Source organism: Bradyrhizobium sp. HKCCYLRH1030 (assembly GCF_051168395.1).
GTDB lineage: Bacteria > Pseudomonadota > Alphaproteobacteria > Rhizobiales > Xanthobacteraceae > Bradyrhizobium.
The window spans coordinates 284,613-298,801 of record NZ_JBNPUY010000004.1; the positions used below are offsets into that span (position 1 = coordinate 284,613).

General features: G+C 65.9%; 17 protein-coding genes. 13 read left to right on the forward strand and 4 right to left on the reverse strand.

The genetic code is table 11. The features are described from left to right. Positions 1-97 precede the first annotated feature (97 nt). Positions 98-343: a hypothetical protein gene (locus ACQR1E_RS14415; protein WP_315717765.1), complete on the forward strand. Its 246-nt coding sequence runs from the start codon at positions 98-100 to the stop codon at positions 341-343. A 6-nt stretch (positions 344-349) separates the two neighbouring features. On the opposite strand, the gene ACQR1E_RS14420 is transcribed toward ACQR1E_RS14415, so the two are convergent. Further along, positions 350-538, reverse strand: a complete 189-nt coding sequence (locus tag ACQR1E_RS14420; protein ID WP_172112235.1) for a hypothetical protein — start codon at positions 536-538, stop codon at positions 350-352. A gap of 53 nt (positions 539-591) precedes the next feature. Beyond that, positions 592-747, reverse strand: a complete 156-nt coding sequence (locus tag ACQR1E_RS14425; RefSeq protein WP_315717764.1) for a hypothetical protein — start codon at positions 745-747, stop codon at positions 592-594. A 116-nt stretch (positions 748-863) separates the two neighbouring features. On the opposite strand from ACQR1E_RS14425, the gene ACQR1E_RS14430 reads away from it, so the two are divergent. The 6 genes from ACQR1E_RS14430 (at position 864) to ACQR1E_RS14455 (ending at position 6,432) form a co-directional block, all read left to right on the forward strand. Then, positions 864-1,442: a cytochrome c oxidase subunit 3 family protein gene (locus ACQR1E_RS14430; RefSeq protein ID WP_316226400.1), complete on the forward strand. Its 579-nt coding sequence runs from the start codon at positions 864-866 to the stop codon at positions 1,440-1,442. A 3-nt stretch (positions 1,443-1,445) separates the two neighbouring features. Next, complete coding sequence (locus tag ACQR1E_RS14435) at positions 1,446-1,709, forward strand: cytochrome C oxidase subunit IV family protein (RefSeq protein WP_315750297.1); 264 nt, start codon at positions 1,446-1,448, stop codon at positions 1,707-1,709. Between the two features lie 101 nt (positions 1,710-1,810). After that, positions 1,811-2,263: a c-type cytochrome gene (locus ACQR1E_RS14440; RefSeq protein ID WP_315717761.1), complete on the forward strand. Its 453-nt coding sequence runs from the start codon at positions 1,811-1,813 to the stop codon at positions 2,261-2,263. A 36-nt stretch (positions 2,264-2,299) separates the two neighbouring features. Beyond that, the gene (locus tag ACQR1E_RS14445; RefSeq protein ID WP_315717760.1) at positions 2,300-3,646 is read left to right on the forward strand and encodes a cbb3-type cytochrome c oxidase subunit I; all 1,347 of its coding nucleotides are present in this window, start codon (positions 2,300-2,302) and stop codon (positions 3,644-3,646) included. Between the two features lie 59 nt (positions 3,647-3,705). Then, complete coding sequence (locus ACQR1E_RS14450) at positions 3,706-4,515, forward strand: CbbQ/NirQ/NorQ/GpvN family protein (RefSeq protein WP_315717759.1); 810 nt, start codon at positions 3,706-3,708, stop codon at positions 4,513-4,515. Between the two features lie 3 nt (positions 4,516-4,518). Next, complete coding sequence (locus ACQR1E_RS14455; protein WP_316226399.1) at positions 4,519-6,432, forward strand: nitric oxide reductase activation protein NorD; 1,914 nt, start codon at positions 4,519-4,521, stop codon at positions 6,430-6,432. A 67-nt stretch (positions 6,433-6,499) separates the two neighbouring features. Here ACQR1E_RS14455 and ACQR1E_RS14460 read toward each other — a convergent pair whose 3' ends face one another. Next, entirely contained in the window at positions 6,500-6,934 is a 435-nt protein-coding gene (locus tag ACQR1E_RS14460) for a DUF2267 domain-containing protein (protein WP_315750299.1), read from the reverse strand. Positions 6,935-8,213: 1,279 nt separating this feature from the next. Here ACQR1E_RS14460 and ACQR1E_RS14465 point away from each other — a divergent pair. Both ACQR1E_RS14465 and ACQR1E_RS14470 read left to right on the forward strand, forming a co-directional pair. Next, on the forward strand, positions 8,214-8,456 hold the full coding sequence (locus ACQR1E_RS14465) for a hypothetical protein (RefSeq protein WP_315717756.1): 243 nt from the start codon (positions 8,214-8,216) through the stop codon (positions 8,454-8,456). A 303-nt stretch (positions 8,457-8,759) separates the two neighbouring features. Beyond that, on the forward strand, positions 8,760-9,554 hold the full coding sequence (locus tag ACQR1E_RS14470; protein WP_434897198.1) for a creatininase family protein: 795 nt from the start codon (positions 8,760-8,762) through the stop codon (positions 9,552-9,554). 103 nt (positions 9,555-9,657) lie between these two features. Here the strand turns inward: ACQR1E_RS14470 and ACQR1E_RS14475 are convergent, their stop codons facing one another. Further along, positions 9,658-10,596 (reverse strand): LysR family transcriptional regulator, encoded by a 939-nt coding sequence (locus ACQR1E_RS14475; RefSeq protein ID WP_315717754.1) that lies wholly within the window; start codon positions 10,594-10,596, stop codon positions 9,658-9,660. Positions 10,597-10,775: 179 nt separating this feature from the next. Between ACQR1E_RS14475 and ACQR1E_RS14480 the strand changes: the two genes are divergently transcribed. From ACQR1E_RS14480 to ACQR1E_RS14495, 4 genes are read left to right on the forward strand one after another with little or no spacing between them, the layout of a single operon-like run. Then, positions 10,776-11,726, forward strand: a complete 951-nt coding sequence (locus tag ACQR1E_RS14480; RefSeq protein ID WP_434897199.1) for an N-carbamoyl-D-amino-acid hydrolase — start codon at positions 10,776-10,778, stop codon at positions 11,724-11,726. A 23-nt stretch (positions 11,727-11,749) separates the two neighbouring features. Next, on the forward strand, positions 11,750-12,571 hold the full coding sequence (locus ACQR1E_RS14485) for an ABC transporter substrate-binding protein (protein WP_434897200.1): 822 nt from the start codon (positions 11,750-11,752) through the stop codon (positions 12,569-12,571). Next, a complete protein-coding gene (locus tag ACQR1E_RS14490) occupies positions 12,568-13,422 on the forward strand; it encodes an amino acid ABC transporter permease (protein WP_434897201.1) in 855 nt (284 codons plus the stop codon). The genes ACQR1E_RS14485 and ACQR1E_RS14490 overlap by 4 nt, the downstream gene beginning before the upstream one ends. Then, entirely contained in the window at positions 13,419-14,186 is a 768-nt protein-coding gene (locus tag ACQR1E_RS14495) for an amino acid ABC transporter ATP-binding protein (RefSeq protein ID WP_315750447.1), read from the forward strand. The genes ACQR1E_RS14490 and ACQR1E_RS14495 overlap by 4 nt, the downstream gene beginning before the upstream one ends. The last annotated feature ends 3 nt before the right edge of the window (positions 14,187-14,189 follow it).

The window sequence follows — 14,189 nt, forward strand, 5'->3', positions numbered from 1 at the left end:
GTCCTCAAATTTCGGAACTGCCGCCGTGCGCCGTTACCGCACCCGTCCAGGAACGATCGTGGTCGCGTCCTGTTCTCGTGTCAGGAGTGCGACCGCCATGCGTGCAGGACCCATCACTATCATCGTCGCATTGCTGCTGATTCTCGCGGCCGCCGTCGTCTTCGCCTATCAGGGCATGACCTTGCCCGGCGATCCGATGCCGACCGAGGGCTGGATCGCGCTCACGCTCGGCGTGGTGTTTTCGCTCATCGTGGGGATCGGGCTGATGGTGCTGTTGTTCTACAGCAGCCGCAAGGGCTACGACGAGCCATCACAGTTCGGGGCTGATGATCATCGCGACTGAGACCGCTCAAGCCGGATGCGGCGGATGCTGTGTCCGCGGATGCCGGTCGTGAAGCAGCTTGGCGAGTTCGTGCCTCAGATCGTCGTGACCGCGCATCGCCGTCTCGAACAGCGCTTCCTGGATGTCGCGCGGCATGTCGCCCCAGACGCCGATGGCGGCGTTGCCGAGCAGCTCTGCGAACCGGTTGTCGTCCATGCGGCACCTCCGGACGATCTGACGCCCGAGGACAGCAAAGGTTCCAGGCCAGGTTATTGCGTGGTGAACAGGACAACCGCAATCGCAACGGAGAGCGCGATCGCGGACACGGTCCCCGTGGTCGACAGCACGCCCATGCGCCGCAGCGCCGCTGCAAACACGATGATGATCGGGGTGGCGGTGACGAGGCCGAGCTGCGCTTCGGTCATGGACATGCTCCTGATGTCGATCCGGTAGCGCATCCGGGCGCCGTGCTGTTTGTGCGCCGACAAAGAGCATGTCTGCCGCCCCGATTAGCTTTGCCGACATCTGATCGGAGGTGGCGGTGTCGGCACTCACATACGAACCGGAACCAACGGAGCGCTGGGGCGTGCTCGACGGGTTGCCGGGCGACCCCATGATGTGGGTCCTGATCCTCAGCGAGCTTGTCGCTTTCGGCCTGCTGCTCGGCGCCTTCGTCGTGGCGCGCGCAGTCAATCCAGTCGTGTTCGCAGCCGGGCAGGCCATGCTGGACGGACCTCTCGCCGCATTGAACACGATCGTGCTTGTGACGAGCGGGTGGGCTGCGGCGCGCGGGGCGGCGGCGGCGAGAGGCGGATCGCCGGCCACAGCACGGCGTTGGATCATGCTGGCGATCCTGCTCGGCACGGCCTTCATTGCCGTCAAGCTGACCGAGTATGGCAGGGAGATTGCCGCCGGCGCAGGCCTGGAGACGTCGCCGTTCTTCACGCTCTATTTTCTGCTCACGGGCTTCCATCTGCTTCACGTCGTACTCGGGATGGTCATCCTCGGAATCGTCGGTCGTCATGCCGCGCCCACCAGCGTCGAGACCGGGACGGCGTTCTGGCACATGGTCGACCTGGTCTGGATCGTGATATTCCCGATCCTCTATCTGGTGGGATGAGTCATGGTCCGCGATCGCCTCACGCTCGCCTGGCTTCAATTGCTGAGCTTCGCCGTCGCCACGCTCGCGGCCTCGTTGCTGCTGCCGAATCGCTGGCTCGCCGATGCCCTCGTGCTCGCGCTCGCATCGGCAAAGGGCAGGGTGATCGTGCTGGATTTTCTCGGCCTGCGCCATGCGCCCGCGCTGTGGCGCGGCCTGCTCGCATCGTGGCTCCTAGGCCTGGTTGCGCTCGCCGGGCTGGCGGTGGCGCTCCGCGCGCTGGTCTGACGGGCCATCGCCGTGCTGCTTGCGCCGCGACAAAGAGACTCCCGGCAGTGCCGGTAGATTGCCTTCACCATCGACCTTCACCAAAACGGAAAGGACGTGTCATGGCGGAACGCCTGACCAAGTCGGCCGCACGGAACGTCTTCTACGGCGGTTCGGCCTTCTTCTTTGCGATCTTCCTCGGGCTCACAGCGCACAGCCACTACTACATGGTCACGACCTCGACCAATGCGTCGACGCTGTCCGACGGAGTCGCTCGCGGCAAGCACGTCTGGGAGAGAAACTCCTGCATCAACTGCCATACCCTGCTCGGCGAGGGCGCCTATTTCGCGCCAGAGGTCGGCAATGTCTGGGACCGCTGGGGCGGCCGGCAGGACCCGGCCGCCGCGCGCGAGATGCTGAAATCTTGGATGCAGTCGCAACCCTCCGGTGCGCCCGGCCGCAGGCAGATGCCGCAGTTCAATCTGTCCGACCAGGAGCTCAACGACCTCGCCGACTTCCTGCAATGGACCGACACGATCAAGCGCCAGGACTGGCCGCCGAACAAGGCCGGCTGAGCCGGCATCCCGTCCCCGTCATGAGAGAGATCCGCGATGAGATATGAGACCCAGAAGGTCGCGATGCTGTATTTCTACGGCGCGCTGACGCTCTTCCTCGCCCAGGTCATCTTCGGCCTGCTCGCCGGCACCATCTACGTGCTGCCGAACACGCTGTCGGTCCTGCTTCCCTTCAACATCGTCCGCATGATCCACACCAACGCGCTGATCGTGTGGTCGCTGATCGGCTTCATGGGCGCCACCTACTTCCTGCTGCCCGAGGAGACCGAGACCGAGCTCTACAGCCCGCTGCTCGCTAAGATCCAGTTCTGGATGTTCTTCGGCGCGGCCGGCGCGGCCGTCGTCGGCTATCTCTTCCACTACCATGAGGGCCGTGAGTTCCTCGAGCAGCCCTTCATCATCAAGGTCGGCATCGTCGTCGTCTGCCTGATGTTCCTGTTCAACGTCACGATGACCGCCCTGAAGGGTCGCAAGACGACGGTGACCAACATCCTGCTGTTCGGTCTGTGGGGCGTCGCGATCTTCTTTTTGTTCGCCTTCTACAACCCAGCCAATCTCGCCGTCGACAAGATGTACTGGTGGTACATCGTCCATCTCTGGGTGGAGGGCGTCTGGGAGCTGATCATGGCCTCGATCCTGGCCTTCCTGATGATCAAGCTCAACGGCATCGACCGCGAGGTGGTGGAGAAGTGGCTCTACGTCATCATTGGCCTGGCGCTGTTCTCCGGCATCCTCGGCACCGGCCATCATTTCTACTGGATCGGCGCGCCCGGCTATTGGCAGTGGATCGGCTCGCTGTTCTCAACGCTCGAGGTCGCGCCGTTCTTCACCATGGTGATCTTCACGGTGCAGATGACGCTCAAGGCGGGACGCAAGCATCCGAATCGCGCCGCGCTGCTGTGGTCGGTCGGCTGCTCCGTCATGGCGTTCCTCGGCGCCGGCGTGTGGGGCTTCCTGCACACGCTGTCCAGCGTGAACTACTACACCCACGGCACCCAGGTGACCGCCGCGCACGGCCATCTCGCCTTCTTCGGCGCCTATGTGATGCTCAACCTCGCGGTCATGGCCTATGCGGTGCCGCAGCTGCGCCAGCGTGCGCCGTATAACCAGTGGCTCTCGATGGCGAGCTTCTGGATCATGTGCACGGCGATGATGACGATGACCTTTGCGCTGACCTTCGCCGGCATCATCCAGGTGCATCTGCAGCGCGTGCTCGGCCAGAGCTACATGGACGTGCAGGACCAGCTCGCGATGTTCTACTGGGTGCGGCTCGGCTCCGGTGTGTTCGTGGCGATCGCGGCGCTGATGTTCGTCTGGGCCGTGCTGGTGCCCGGCCGCGCCAAGCAGGCGATCATCCCCGGCGCCCTGCAGCCGGCGGAGTAAAACCCCGCAGGCGGCGGCTCCGATGCCGCCGCCTGCATCCCCCGATTCGGAGAGTGATCATGAAGCCCGCGCTGCACGCGATCGATACCGTCCTGTCGTTCCCCTCGTACACGCCGACCGGCAATGAATGCGCGCTGTTCGAGCATGCGTTCCGACATCGCTTACCGGTGCTGCTGAAGGGGCCGACCGGCTGCGGCAAGACCCGCTTTGTCGCGCACATGGCGGCGCGACTGGGCCTGCCGCTGCACACGGTCGCCTGTCACGACGACCTCACCGCCGCCGACCTCACCGGGCGATATCTGCTCAAGGGCGGTGACACCGTGTGGACCGACGGCCCGCTGACCCGCGCGGTGCGCGAGGGCGGCATCTGCTATCTCGACGAGGTCGTCGAGGCGCGGAAGGATGTGACCGTCGTGCTGCATCCTCTCACCGACGACCGCCGCATTCTTCCGCTGGAGCGCACCGGCGAGGAGCTGCTCGCGCCCGACGGCTTCATGCTGGTGGTGTCCTACAATCCGGGTTATCAGTCGCTGCACAAGGCGCTGAAGCCATCGACACGGCAGCGCTTCATCGCCATCGAATTCGGCTTCCTGCCCGCCGAGCAGGAGATCGCGGTGGTTGCCGCCGAGAGCGGGCTGGCGCCGGAGCGCGTTCGGCCGCTGGTGGCGCTCGCGCATCGGCTGCGCGCGCTGCAAGGCCATGACTTGGAGGAGGGCGTCTCGACGCGGCTCCTGGTCTATTGCGCGACGCTCGTCGCTGCCGGAGCATCCATCGCGGACGCCGTGCTCGCCGCGATGATCGAGCCGCTCACCGACGACGCCGACGTCAAGGCCGCGTTGCGCGAGGTCGCGCATGCCGTGATCGGGTGAGCCATGCTCGACTTCCTCGAACTGGAGGAGACCGTCGGCCGCGCCTGGCATCGCCTGGTCGGCACGACCTCGAGCTATCCGGTCCATCCGGATCAGGCCGTCGCCCTGAACGAGATCAGCGGCCGCATCGCCGTGATGTTCCGCGCGCTGGGCGGCGAGAGCGGCGTGCAGGTCGCCGGAGCCAAGGCGCGCAAATCGGGCCATCGGCTCGGCTGGCGCCAGCGCATTGGCCTCGGCGACGAATGCCTCGATCAGGCCGGGCGCGATGGCGCCACCGTGTTCCTGCCGGAGACCATCGCGCTGCTGCCGGGGCGCGCGCTCAATGCGCAGCTCTATCACTGGCTCGCGGCGTGGTTCGCGACCATGGCAGTCGAGCCGATCGCGGAGCGCGATCCGCTGCGGCATGATCTGCTGGCGCTGCGCCGGGCCTGTGAGACGACCTCGCTGGTGCTGGCGCGCTTCCCTGGACTGGCGCGTCCGCATGCGCAACTCGCCGAAGCGCTGGCTGTGGCGCGTCCGCGGCGGCCGCTGCCTCGGCTCGAGCAGCAGGTCGAGCACATCGTCATGGCCCTGCTCGGCGCCGGCGCGCCGCCCAAGGGCGCGCTGTGGAATGCGGTCATCGCTGGCGGCGCGTTGCCGGAGGCCGCCCCGCCCGGCTATCGGCCGATGCTGCCGTGTCCGCTGTGGGGCGATTGCTGGAGCCGCGATGCCGTTGCCGCGGCGCGCGAGGACGACGAGACGCAGACGCCCGCAGAGCAGGAGGGTGCACCCGACACCCGCAAACGCTTCGCGCGGCGCGAGCGCGACGACACGGCCAAGCGCGATCCATTCATCCTCAACCGCTTCGAGAAGATCCTGGCGATGGCGGAGATGGTCAATGTCGATCGTCCGTCCGACGATACCGACGATGACGACGCCCGCAAGGCTGCCGACGATCTCGATGAGCTCGCGATCGCCAGGCGCAAGGGGCGTCCGGCGAGCAAGCTGAAGTTCGATCTCGACCTGCCGCCCGAGGCGGTGGACACGGCCCGGCTCGACAGCGGCCGGCTGTATCCCGAGTGGAATTATCGCAGCGGCGCCTATCTGCCGGACCATTGTCGCGTCGTGACCGGCGATGCCGCCGAGGCGGGCGAGGCGTGGTCTCCGGACGATGCGATGCGCCGGCGCATCCGCAGCGTGCGGCGCAGGTTCGAGACCTTGCGGCCGCGTCATGAGGTGATGCGCGCGCAGGCCGACGGCCACGACCTCGACATCGACGCGCTGGTGCGCGCGCGCAGCGATCTCAATGCCGGCCATGGCGGACTTGATCGCGTGCATCTGGCGATGCGCCCGCTCGCGCATGATCTCGCGGTGACTCTCCTGGTCGACGTGTCCCTATCGACCGATGCGTGGATCGACGGCGTGCGCGTTCTCGACGTCGAGAAGGAGGCGCTGCTGGTGCTGGCGCATGGGCTGTCGGCCTGCGGCGACAGCCACAGCATTCTCACCTTCACCTCGCGGCGCAACTCATGGGTCCGCCTGGAGACCGTGAAGGCATTCGATGAGCCGATGAGCGGGCGGGTCGAGCGCCGCATCGGCGCGCTCAGGCCCGGCTACTATACGCGTATCGGCACGGCGGTGCGTCATGCCGCCAGCCAGCTCGCCGAGCGATCCGAGCGCAAGCGCCTGCTGCTGGTGCTGACCGACGGCAAGCCGAACGACGTCGATCACTATGAGGGACGGTTCGCGATCGAGGACACGCGCAAGGCGGTGCAGGAAGCGCGGCGCGGCGGCGTCGCGGTGTTCGGCGTGACCATCGATGCGTCGGCGCAGTCGTATTTTCCCACCCTGTTCGGCCGCGGCGGCTACGCCATCGTCGGCAACATCAGGCGACTGCCCGCCGCGCTGCCGGCGCTGTACCGGCAGCTCGCGCATTGAAGGCGAGAGGCGCACTGCCGCCGTACCGACGACCGATACCGGCCAGCTGATCGAAGGGGTCCGTCCCTCAGGTCGCCGGCTCGCGCAGATTGCGCAGCGGCACCGGCAGGTGGCCCATCAGCTTGTCGAACTCGCCGGGATCGAGCTTCTCCCAGAGAATTTCGAAGATGCCGCGCGCAGCCGTGAGCGGATCGACCGGGAATTGCGGCGGCAGTTGGCGGAAGATGTCATCGACGAAATATTCGAGATGGCGGTCCTTGGTCGGGGTTGCCGCGTGGTGCCAGCCCTCGTAGTAGATCCCGCGAATGAGCATCGGCAACTGGGCGCCGAAATTCACGGCGACGGCCATCGGCATACGGTCGCGCAGCACATGCAGCACGGCACGCAGTGCATTGTAGGCCTGCTGCCGGCTCGCCAGCGCGAGGCGTTGCTCGATGGCCTTCAGCCAGATGTTGGTTTCCTGGACGGTGTGATCCAGGGCGGTCACGCCGGTCTCGCTCATGTGGTTCTCCATGATGACAAGTGCACAGGACCGTTCGAGGGACGCCGAACGAGATAACGGCAAGGCCTGATTCGCTTGAACGCCTTGTCAGTAGGTGGTGCGTTCGGGCCGGTTATGTTGACCTGCATCAAATCACGATGTCGTGGTTGGACCGTGAGGTAAATGGCGGGTCAACGTCCGGCGCAGTCGTTTACGATCCCTTGCTACCGCAGCGGCACCGGCGGTCGGCAAGCCCATCCGTCATCTTACGGGGATCGTCGTGGTCCCGTGCACGGCACGTGACAATGGTCAGCAGTTCACTCTGACAAACAGCCATCGACAAACAGCCATCGACAAACAGAACGTCTACAAATCAGCACGTCGCGATCTCGCGGCGCCTATCGCGCCCGAGTCTTGCTTGACGGAGCCCTCTTCAAGTGAGAGGGCGCAGGGAAGGCCGGGAGCTCGCCGCCCCCATGGCCCCCGTGCGGAAAGAATGCACGGGGCAGGAACCACAGGTTCGGCTGAGACATCCCGGCCTTCCCTGCGCGATAGTGTTACGGCTTATACGCATTCTCCCCGGTGAACGGGCTGTCTTGCCACCGTCACCCGCGCGAGGCTGAAACCTCGTCACGAGCTTGACGCCAGCGTCGCGGCGCCAGGACCATGCGACTTCGCCGTCCGCGCCGTGCCGTTCGTCCGCAGGCATGACACCCGCTGCGACACGTCGCGTCCATCGCATCCCGCACTCCACGTCTCGTGACGTTCGCGACACGCCCCTCTTCATGAGGCGGGATGCGCGGAAATGTCGTCCTGATTTGCCCGACGGTGCAAGCTGTTTATCTGCGGCAGACTGGCACGACGGGCAATTCGCGCATGGCGGTCATGCTGATTCGTTCGTCCGATGGCCCCGGGATTTTGCGTCTACCCGTGCTCAGTCGCAGAGCGCATCTCGAGTTGGAATCGGGCTGCTGCCTTGGGGGCGGCGCGAGGTGGGCGCTGCGGACGCTGAGAGACGCGCGACCACGGCGCTCCTCGTTCGCGGTGGCGAGCAGGATGCCGAGCGACCGGAACGTTCGCGTCGCAAGTCTGGAACTTGCGCGACTCGTTCGCGCTGAACATCCCGAGATCATCGCGAGCCGGCGCTGCGCCGTCAGGTTGAACCCGTAATCGCCCTGCTTGTGAAGAACACGTCTTCGCTTGCTCGTCGCGACAGACTCACCTTACATCGGAGTCGTCCGAGGCGGAGAGATCGCGCGCTCGACACCCCTTTCAACTCACGAATCGACGTCGGCTCGCAATGCTCAAGTCTGCCCAAGAGAAGTCTGTTCACAACAAGCCTGCTCAAGACAAATCCGGCAACGACCTTCCGCTGACCGGCTATGCCGTCGTGGTCGATGGTCAGATCAAGACCGAATTCAAGACCAAGGATGGCGCACACAACGGCGCGCATGACCTCAAGCGCCGGTTTCCGATGTTGCAGATCAGGGTGTACGACGCGGAGACGAAGCAGACCCACGACATCGAACTGACGCGGGCGTGAGACCGGCCTGCCGCGCGGGCCGTGGTGTTGTGAGGACGCAAGGCCGTTGCACCTTGTCGAGCCCGCAATCGCTGTCGATGTTTGAGTGCATTGAGAGCATGCTCCTGATGTAGCCGAGGGTGCGGTGCCGGTCGCCGCGTCCTCGTCCCTGTGGGAGAGGGCGCAGTATCGCGCAGTGGCGTGCGGGCTGGGGTGCACGCAGGCGACTGTCGGCCTGCGCGCCAGATACGCCGAGATGGGCTGTTGCGGTGGCTGCGTGATATGAGCCAATCTGCCTCATCTCCGACCATGCGAGCAGCCATCATGACCGAAACCGCCTGGAACAGACTTTCCGCCGCAGCGCTTCGCGCGCTCGCGGCCCGAGACGCGATCGTGCTGTTGCCGGTGGCCTCGACCGAGCAGCACGGCCCGCATCTGCCGACGGGAGTTGACGACTTCCTGTGCAGCGAGGTCTGCCGTCGCACCGCGCTGGAGCTGACTCCAGACCATCCCATCGTGGTCGCGCCGACCGTTTGGTGCGGGCTCGCCGACCATCACGTTCCGTTCGGTGGCACCTTCACCCTCAGTCTCTCCACCTACCACGCCGTGCTCAGAGACCTGTGCCGCTCGATTCTGAATGCCGGCTTCCTCCGCATCGTGATCGTCAACGGCCATGGCGGCAACATCCAGGCGCTGGCCACCCTCACCGGCGAACTGACGCGCGAGCTCAATGCGCCGATCGCGACGACGACCTATTTCATGGAAGGGCGGGAGACCATGGCCAAGGTCCTCGAGGATCAGGAGGGCGTGATGCATGCCTGCGAAGCCGAGACCTCGATGATGATGGCGGCTCATCCAGGCCTCGTCGACGCGGCGAGGCTCGACGCTGCCTTTGGGCCGAGCTTCGACATCATGGGCTCGCTGGTCCCGTCGCTGAAGATGTTCAGATCGTTCGCCGACATCACCACCTCCGGCGTCGCAGGCGATGCGCGCAAGGCATCTGCTGCAAAGGGCGAGAAGCTGCTCGCCGGCTGCGCGGCGGCGCTGGCGGCGCGATTGCGGGAGGGCGAGCCATGGTCCACTGCACCAATTCCGCCGCCAGCCGCAAGACGACAGTGACGCGGAGCATCATCCCGAGAAGCCCGTCGCAGGCGGGCGTTTCGGATGATGGGCCGCAAACGATACGTCCACGGGTTTGATGGACGCATGCCGATCGGCAAGCTCAGCCGCGCTGCGCGGAAGCGGCGAGGCTCGGAGCTCCGATCGCGTCGAGGCCGTCCGCAAGACTGCGGCTCGCGTTTCGCACCTCGCTGCGAAACGTCTTCGCCAGGTTCGACAGCGGCCGCGCCTCCGACCACAGCACATAGGCCGAGACTTTGGTGCTCGGCGTGAACGGCCGTACCACGAGATCATGCCCGCCCTGGCGCGGCGAGAATGGATCGACCACGGCGACGCCGACGCCGGTCGAAGCCAGCACGCAGGCCGTGTTGCAGTAACGCACTTCGACGGTCGGCTGGAAGTCGGCATCGGCTTGCCGGAAGCTCTCGCGCACCGCTTCGCCGAGGCGCGTGCCGCGTTCGAGGCCGATCAGCGGGAAGCCGGCGAGATCCCGCGCTGAAATCACGTCGCATTCGGCAAGCGGATGCAGGGCCGGCATCACGCACACCATCTCCCCGGTATGCACGACCTCATGGGCGATCCCGGGATGATCGGACAGTCCGAGCGCGAAGCCGAGCTCGGCGACGTTGCCGAGCACGCCCTCGATGATGCCTTCGTAGCGGCGCACGTCGAAGAACATCCGCGTCTGCGGCCGGCGCCGCAGGAAGCCTGACAAGGTCGGCGGGATGATGCTGTAGGCGAGCGGCGGCGTGGCGACGATCGACAGATGACCCGTCTTCTGCTCGCGCAGGTCACGCACGCGGTTTTCCAGCCGGGCGTGCAGGGTGAAGATCGCCTCGCTCTCCTCATAGAGCGTCATCGCCTCGGGTGTCGGGAACAGCCGGTTGTTGACGCGCTCGAACAGCGTGAAGCCGGCCTGCGCCTCCATCGCCTTCAGCGCATTGCTGATCGCAGGCTGCGACAGCGCGAGCTCCTCGGCGGCAGCGACCGTGGTGTGGTGGCGGATGACCGCCCGCAGGATCTCCAACTGGCGCAGGTTCATGGCATGGTCGCCCTATTAGCCCGGGTGATGGTCTCGGCCAAAATATCATAGACCGAGGTCGTCCCGACTGGTTGCAATTCCTGCGCCGGTTTCGCTTCATTGATGCTTCTCTTGCGCGTCGCAGAGGGCGGTGATGCCGCCTGCTGGAAAGGCATGACGCACAGATCGGAGGCAGAGTTTTGAGCCGTATCTTCCGCGCGGCCGCCGCCCAGATGGGGCCGACCCAGCGCGCCGACAGCCGCGGGCACACGCTGTCGCGCATGATCGGGCTCCTGGAACAGGCGGCCGCCCAGGGCGCCAAGCTGGTGGTGTTTCCGGAACTCGCATTCACGACCTTCTTCCCGCGTTGGATCCTCGAAGGCGATGAGCTCGACAGCTATTTCGAGCGCGCGATGCCGAACCCGTCCGTTGCCGCGCTGTTCGACCGGGCGCGGGCGCTTCGCGTCGGCTTCTATGTCGGCTATGCCGAGCTGACACCGGACGGACGCCGCTTCAACAGCTCCATCCTTGTCGATCCCGACGGCGAGATCATCAGCAAATATCGCAAGGTGCATCTGCCCGGCTCCGTCGAGCCGCGCCCGAGTGCCAAGTATCAGCAGCTGGAGAAGCGCTATTTCGGCTATGGCGATCTCGGCTTTCCGGCCGTGCGCGCCGGCCGCGAGTGGGGCGGCGCCATCATGGGCATGATGATCTGCAACGACCGGCGCTGGCCGGAATCGTGGCGGGTGCTCGGGCTGCAGGGCGTCGAGCTGGTCTGCGTCGGCTACAATTCCGCAGCCTACGATCCGAATGGCGGCAACACCGAGGATGCCTCGCTGCGTACCTTCCATTCGACCCTGGTGGCGCAGGCCAACGCCTACATGAATGCGACGTGGGCGATCGCGGTCGCAAAGGCGGGCGACGAGGACGGCAGCGGGCTGATCGGCGGCTCCTGCATCGTCGATCCCAATGGCTGCATCGTGGCGCGGGCGAAGACGCTCGCTGACGAGGTCGTCGTCGCCGACATCGACCTCGATCTGTGCCGCCAGGGCAAGGACAAGATGTTCAACTTCGCGGCGCATCGCCGGCCGGATCAGTACAGGCTCATCACCGAGCGCGCCGGCGCCGTCGAGCCGGCCGTGGTCGATTAGCCGTTCACGTGGGGAGTTGCAGGATGCGCCGTTCGTTGTTCGCAGGTTTCGTCATCCTCACCTCGCTTGCTCCGGCGGGGGCCGCGGAGCTGCCCGCTGAGATCAAGCAGGCCGGCGTACTCAAGCTCACGGTCAACTCGACCTACGCGCCGATGGAATATCACGACCCCGCCACCAACGAGCTGAAGGGGCTCGACATCGATCTCGCCAACGAACTGGCGAGGCGGCTCGGCGTCAAGATCGTGTGGAGCGAGACGGCGTTCGCCGAACTCATTCCCTCGCTGCAGACCCGGCGCGCCGACTTCATCATCTCGGGCATCTCCGACCGTGCCTCGCGGCGCGAGACCGCCGACTTCGTCGACTATCTCGTCACCGGCCCGCAGTTCTTCGTGCTGGCGGAGAGCGATGCCAAGGTCGCGACCGATCTGTGCGGCCGGAAGATCGGCACCACGCGCTCGACGAGCTTCCCGCAGGAGATCGAGAAATGGAGCAAGGCCAATTGCGAGGCCGCAGGCAAGCCTGCCGCGCAATATGTGCCGGGGGAGAACTCGATCGATGTCCGCAATCAGCTCAAGCAGAGCCGCATCGATGCCGCCGTGCAGGGCAGCGAGACCTTGCCCTATGCGCAGTCGCAGGAGGCCGGCAAGTATCGCATCGTCGGTGAGCCCATCGCCTTCGGCTACCAGGGCATCATGCTCCGCAAGGACGATGCAGGCTTTCGCGAGGTCGTGACCGAACAGCTCAAGGCGATGATCGCCGACGGCAGCTACAAGGCCATTCTCGACAAATGGGGTCTCGGCGCCAATGCGGTGCGCGAGCCGATGCTCAACGCGGCGCCGCAATGAGCCGCGCCGACGTACTGGCCGATCGCTTTCCCGACCTGTCGGCGCACAGGATCGCGCGCAAGGCGCATTGGGGCCGCTGGCTTACGGCTGCCGTCATTGTCGTGATCCTGCTGGCGATCGGCCGCGCCTTCGCCAGAGGCCAGATCGAATGGTCTTACGTCGAACGCTTCGTGACCGCGCCGGTGATCCTGCGCGGCATCGTCAACACCATGGTCATGGCTGTCGCGGCGATGGCGCTGGGCATCGCGCTCGGCGTGGTCGTCGCGATCATGCGGCTGTCGCCCAATCCGGTGCTGCGGTCGGTCGCCGCCGGCTACACCTGGCTGTTTCGCGGTACGCCGCTGATCCTCCAGTTGTTGTTGTGGTTCAACCTCGCGCTGGTGTTTCCGACCATCGGCATTCCCGGCCTGTGGAGCGCGCGCGCCGTCGACGTGATGACGCCGTTCCTGGCCGCGCTGCTCGGGCTCGGCATCAACCAGGGCGCCTACACCTCGGAGGTGATGCGAGCCGGGCTGCTGTCGGTCGACATCGGGCAATACGAGGCGGCGCAGGCGATCGGCATGGGACGGCTGCAGGCGCTGCGCCGGATCATCCTGCCGCAGGCGATGCGCGTGGTGATCCCGCCGCTCGGCAACGAGTTCATTGGCCTGGTCAAGGCGACCTCGCTCGCCAGCGTGATCCAGTATCCGGAGGTGTTGCACTCGGCCGAGAACATCTACTACGCCAATTCGCGCGTCATCGAGCTCCTGATCGTCGCCGGCCTCTGGTATCTGCTCGTGGTCTCGGTCCTGACGCCGCTGCAGATGCTGCTCGAACATCGTTTTGCCCGTGGCATCGCGCGGGGGCGCTGATGACGCCGCTCGTCGCCATCCGTCAGGTCAGCAAGCGCTTCGGGGAATTCCAGGCGCTCAAGCAAGTCTCGCTCGATGTCTTCGAGGGCGAGGTGGTGTGCCTGATCGGGCAATCCGGCTCCGGCAAGACCACCTTGCTCCGTTGCGTCAACCAGCTGGCCACGGCGGACAGCGGCGGCATCTGGCTCGACGGCGCGCTGCTCGGCTTCCGCGAGACGGCCGGTCGGCTGCATCGGCTGTCGGAGCGCGAGATCGCGCGGCAACGCCTCGCCTGCGGCATGGTGTTCCAGCGCTTCAACCTGTTCCCGCACATGACGGCGCTGGAGAACGTGATCGAGGGGCCGGTGCAGGTGCAGAGGCGCAGGCTTGCCGAGGCGAAGGACGAGGCCTTGTCGCTGCTGCGCCGGGTCGGCCTTGCCGACAAGGCGCAGTCCTATCCGGCGCAACTGTCCGGCGGTCAGCAGCAGCGCGTGGCGATCGCACGCGCGCTCGCAATGAAGCCGCGGCTGGTGCTGTTCGACGAGCCGACCTCGGCGCTCGACCCGGAGCTGGTCGGCGAGGTGCTCGGTGTGATGAAGGAGCTGGCGAGGTCCGGCATGACCATGCTGGTCGTCACGCATGAGCTCGGCTTCGCGCGCGAGGTCGCCGACCGGGTCGTCTATATGGACCAGGGCGTGATCGTGGAGAGTGGTCCGGCCGGCGAGGTGCTGCGTGCGCCGCGCGAGGCGAGGACCAAGGCATTTCTGGCAGCTGAAGTGGGGTGAGGT